At 44.5% G+C, this 3840-nt stretch carries 3 protein-coding genes and 2 pseudogenes; all 5 read left to right on the top strand.

The window, feature by feature from the left end; translation table 11 throughout:
• Positions 1-255 (top strand): annotated as a pseudogene (locus O9334_RS16345) (ISAs1 family transposase); the annotation flags it as partial.
• A gap of 12 nt (positions 256-267) precedes the next feature.
• A pseudogene (locus tag O9334_RS22915) lies at positions 268-492 on the top strand (transposase); the annotation flags it as partial.
• A 422-nt stretch (positions 493-914) separates the two neighbouring features.
• Entirely contained in the window at positions 915-2498 is a 1584-nt protein-coding gene (gene ndhD1 / locus O9334_RS16340; RefSeq protein ID WP_045360515.1) for a photosynthetic/respiratory NAD(P)H-quinone oxidoreductase subunit D1, read from the top strand.
• A gap of 417 nt (positions 2499-2915) precedes the next feature.
• The gene (locus O9334_RS16335) at positions 2916-3278 is read left to right on the top strand and encodes a DUF4164 family protein (protein ID WP_002736814.1); all 363 of its coding nucleotides are present in this window, start codon (positions 2916-2918) and stop codon (positions 3276-3278) included.
• Positions 3279-3343: 65 nt separating this feature from the next.
• Positions 3344-3622, top strand: a complete 279-nt coding sequence (locus tag O9334_RS16330) for a replication protein RepU (RefSeq protein ID WP_045360514.1) — start codon at positions 3344-3346, stop codon at positions 3620-3622.
• Positions 3623-3840 lie beyond the last annotated feature (218 nt).

Genomic DNA, 3840 nt, shown 5'->3' with positions numbered 1-3840 from the left:
CGCCAGTGTTTCACAGTAGATGCTCTACACAATCAAAGGGAGACAGCAGCCGCCATCATGGAAGCCAATCACGATTACCTGATGGCGGTCAAAGAAAATCAGCCGAGCCTATACAAGGCCATAGAAAAAAGAGCGTTGTCAGAGCCAGCTTGCTCAGAAATCACAGTTCAAGATAATAGCCACGGCAGACAAGTAAGCAGAAAAGTGAGGGTATATGAAGCATCGGCAGGTCTCCAGCAGAAATGGAGAGGTTGACAAAGCTTTGTCGTAGTGGAACGTCAAGGCAAACGGGAGGGAAAGAATTTTGAGGAGAAGGCTTATTTCATCAGTAGTGAACGGTTGTCAGTGGAAGCCTTTTTGAAGGCAATTCAGGGGCATTGGAGTATTGAAAATCAGTTTCACTGGGTGAAAGATGTCGCCTTGAAGGAGGATAATCCGTCTCGGCGGGCGGTCATTCTCCCGTTAACTGGGCGATTTTATTTAGTTGGTTGATTACCTTGGTTCGCCGTGGCGGGTTTCGGACGGTTCCCCAAGCTCGGCGTTTATGGGCTAACCAAGTTGACACAATTTTTGCTTTACTTTTATGAAACCACCCTGCCTACCCCCCTTAATCCCCCCTTAATAAGGGGGGAGCCGACAATTTTTAACACCTACCCACTTATTTAGAGATTTTCTGCAACCTCATCGCTATTTTTCCCATTTTTGAACTCTCAAAAATTAATTAGGGCAGAAGTCTCCTGAAACTTAACAATATTAATAGACAAGGACAGGAAAATAATTGCTAGATTGATTTAGGTACAGTTAACTGTAACCGCGAGAACAAGAGAAAAAAAGCGGTTTTCCCCGGTAAAACCGCCAAAAAGCCCTAGCTTAATTTCTCGATTCTGACGATTAAATAAATATTAAAACAGCCGATGAATCTAACGAACTTTCCTTGGTTAACTGCCATCATCCTTTTTCCCATCGTCGCCGCTTTATTAGTTCCCATAATTCCCGATAAAGACGGTAAAACCGTGAGATGGTTTGCTCTGACGGTGGGATTAATCGACTTTGCCCTAATTATCTACGCTTTCTATACCAGTTACGATTTCGCTAATCCCAATCTGCAATTAGTGGAAAGTTATCAATGGTTGCCCGAAATTGACCTAAGATGGTCCTTAGGAGCCGATGGCCTCTCCATGCCTCTGATTATCTTAACGGGATTTATCACCACTCTGGCTATCTTAGCTGCTTGGCCGGTGACTTTTAAACCGAAACTATTCTACTTCCTGATGCTGTTGATGTACGGGGGACAGATTGCGGTGTTTGCCGTACAGGATCTGTTACTGTTCTTCCTCGTCTGGGAATTAGAATTAGTCCCCGTCTATCTAATCCTCTCTATTTGGGGCGGTAAACGTCGTCTCTACGCAGCCACCAAATTTATCCTTTACACCGCCGGAGGCTCTCTCTTTATCCTTGTAGCGGCGCTGACGATGGCTTTTTATGGCGATACCGTCTCCTTTGACATGGTGACTATTGCTGGCAAGGATTTTCCCCTGAAACTGCAATTATTCCTCTACGCTGGTTTCCTGATTGCCTACGGGGTAAAACTGCCCATCTTCCCCCTCCATACTTGGCTACCGGATGCCCACGGCGAAGCCACTGCCCCTGCCCACATGTTACTAGCGGGAATTTTGCTGAAAATGGGTGGTTATGCGCTCTTAAGGATGAATATGGGGATGTTACCCGATGCTCACGCCGTTTTCGCCCCCGTTTTGGTGATTTTAGGGGTAGTTAATATTATCTACGCCGCCTTAACCTCCTTTGCCCAACGCAATCTTAAGCGCAAAATTGCCTATTCTTCCATCTCTCACATGGGATTTGTCCTGATTGGTATGGCTTCCTTTACCGATATTGGCACCAGCGGGGCGATGTTACAGATGATTTCCCACGGACTGATTGGGGCGAGTTTATTCTTTATGGTCGGTTGTACCTACGATCGCACCCATACCCTGATGTTAGACGAGATGGGCGGTGTCGGCAAGAAAATGAAGAAAGTTTTTGCCATGTGGACCACCTGTTCCCTCGCTTCCCTAGCTTTGCCCGGGATGAGCGGTTTTGTGGCGGAATTAATGGTATTTATCGGTTTTGCCACCAGTGATGCCTATAGTCCCACTTTCCGCGTCATTATCGTCTTTTTAGCAGCTATCGGTGTCATTCTCACCCCGATTTATCTCTTGTCCATGTTGCGAGAAATTCTCTACGGGCCGGAAAATAAGGAATTAGAAGAACACCATGCCCTAGTGGATGCGGAACCCCGGGAAGTCTTTATCATCGCTTCTCTATTAGTGCCAATTATCGGTATTGGACTCTATCCCAAAGTGGCGACGACGATTTACGATGCTACCACCAATAAATTAACCGCCCTAGCGCGTAATTCCGTCCCCAGTTTAGTGCAACAGGCAAAGGCAAAAACCGCTAGTTTCTCCCTTTATTCCCTAAAAGCACCCGAAATCTAAGGATTTATCAGTTATCAGTTACCAGTTACCAGTTACCAGTTACCAGTTATCAGATTTGAGTTTTAAGTGAGCAGTATTAAATCCCAATTTCCGCACTTCTTAACATTCAATTGATAATTTTTACTAATACTAAATCTGGTTATTAAAAACTGATTATTTATTCCCTCTTTTGCCTATTGCATGAGTAGAAAACGGGTTTCTCCGAGAAACCCGTTTTCTGTGCGTTACTCAATGGATTTAGTATTATTATACTTTTAATTGATTGTGTGATTATTTTAATGCGATCGCTACTGAGTGCAGCCTGGAGAATTATCAGAATTAGTCCCCACTGGAGCAATCGCGCCCAAAGAAGATTAGGCGGTCGCAACGGGCTCGCTACGCGAGACCGCAACATAGCAAAATATAGGAGTTTAGCCCATGTCTAACGAAACCGTGACTTATTCCCTAGAAGCTGTTCTAACAAGGATCGAGGGGAAAATAGACTCTCTACAAAGGGATGTCAATCAAAAATTCGACAAAATCGATGAACGATTAACCAAAGTAGAAATAGGACAATCGGAGTTAAAAGGGGAGATTAAAGCCTTAGGCTTTAAGATTGAGGGCATCGATAAAAGATTAGAAAAAGTAGAAAATGAACAATCTGTTTTAGTTAAGTCTGTTTCTGACTTACAGGGATTTCGGGGGTTAATTTTACCTCTGATTGTTGGGGGAATTAGTGCCGGTATCGGGGCAATAATCACCGTCAGCATCAGATTTTCTCTCCTCGGTGGCAACCCCTAAATAGCGCGGTCGCAACGCGCTCGCTACGCGAGACCGCAACATAGCAAAATATAGGAGTTTAGCTCATGTCTAACGAAACCGTGACTTATTCCCTAGAAGCTGTTCTAACAAGGATCGAGGGGAAAATAGACTCTCTACAAAGGGATGTTAACAAGCTAGAGATAGGACAATCGGAGTTAAAAGGGGAGATTAAAGCCTTAAATGAGCGACTAACCACAGAAATTAAAGGATTAACTGCAAGAGTCGCTAATCAGGAATTTACCAATCGAGGGATTCTAATCGCTTTGGTAGTTGCCATTTTAGGAGGGGCAGCCAAACTTTTTGGTTTTCTTCCCAATCCCTAACAGCCATCTCATTAGGAAGTTGCCGTTTTCTTTTCACTAATAACTGAAAAATCCCCACCTCCTACCCAATCACCTCATTTGACACTCCCGTCGCTAAAAGCGAGGGATTCTTGGTTCACTGACTCAAGTTGTCTTAGCAGGTATTTCTACCAACCAAAATAGAGCTTAAATCTCCCCAAGCGTTCGGTTCGACTAGGCTCACCGAGCGCAAGTCGAGG

The sequence above is a fragment of the Microcystis sp. LE19-8.1F genome (genome assembly GCF_027531715.1).
In the GTDB taxonomy this organism is placed as follows: domain Bacteria; phylum Cyanobacteriota; class Cyanobacteriia; order Cyanobacteriales; family Microcystaceae; genus Microcystis; species Microcystis wesenbergii_A.
The sequence above is the reverse complement of the archived record's forward strand: the minus strand, read 5'-3'. Positions and strand labels throughout refer to the sequence as shown.

Bases quoted from the DNA above. Each gene is read 5' to 3' on its own strand.
- O9334_RS16335 (WP_002736814.1), top strand. From the start codon at position 2,916: ATGTCTAACGAAACCGTGACTTATTCCCTAGAAGCTGTTCTAACAAGG.
- ndhD1 (WP_045360515.1), top strand. From the start codon at position 915: ATGAATCTAACGAACTTTCCTTGGTTAACTGCCATCATCCTTTTTCCC.
- O9334_RS16330 (WP_045360514.1), top strand. From the start codon at position 3,344: ATGTCTAACGAAACCGTGACTTATTCCCTAGAAGCTGTTCTAACAAGG.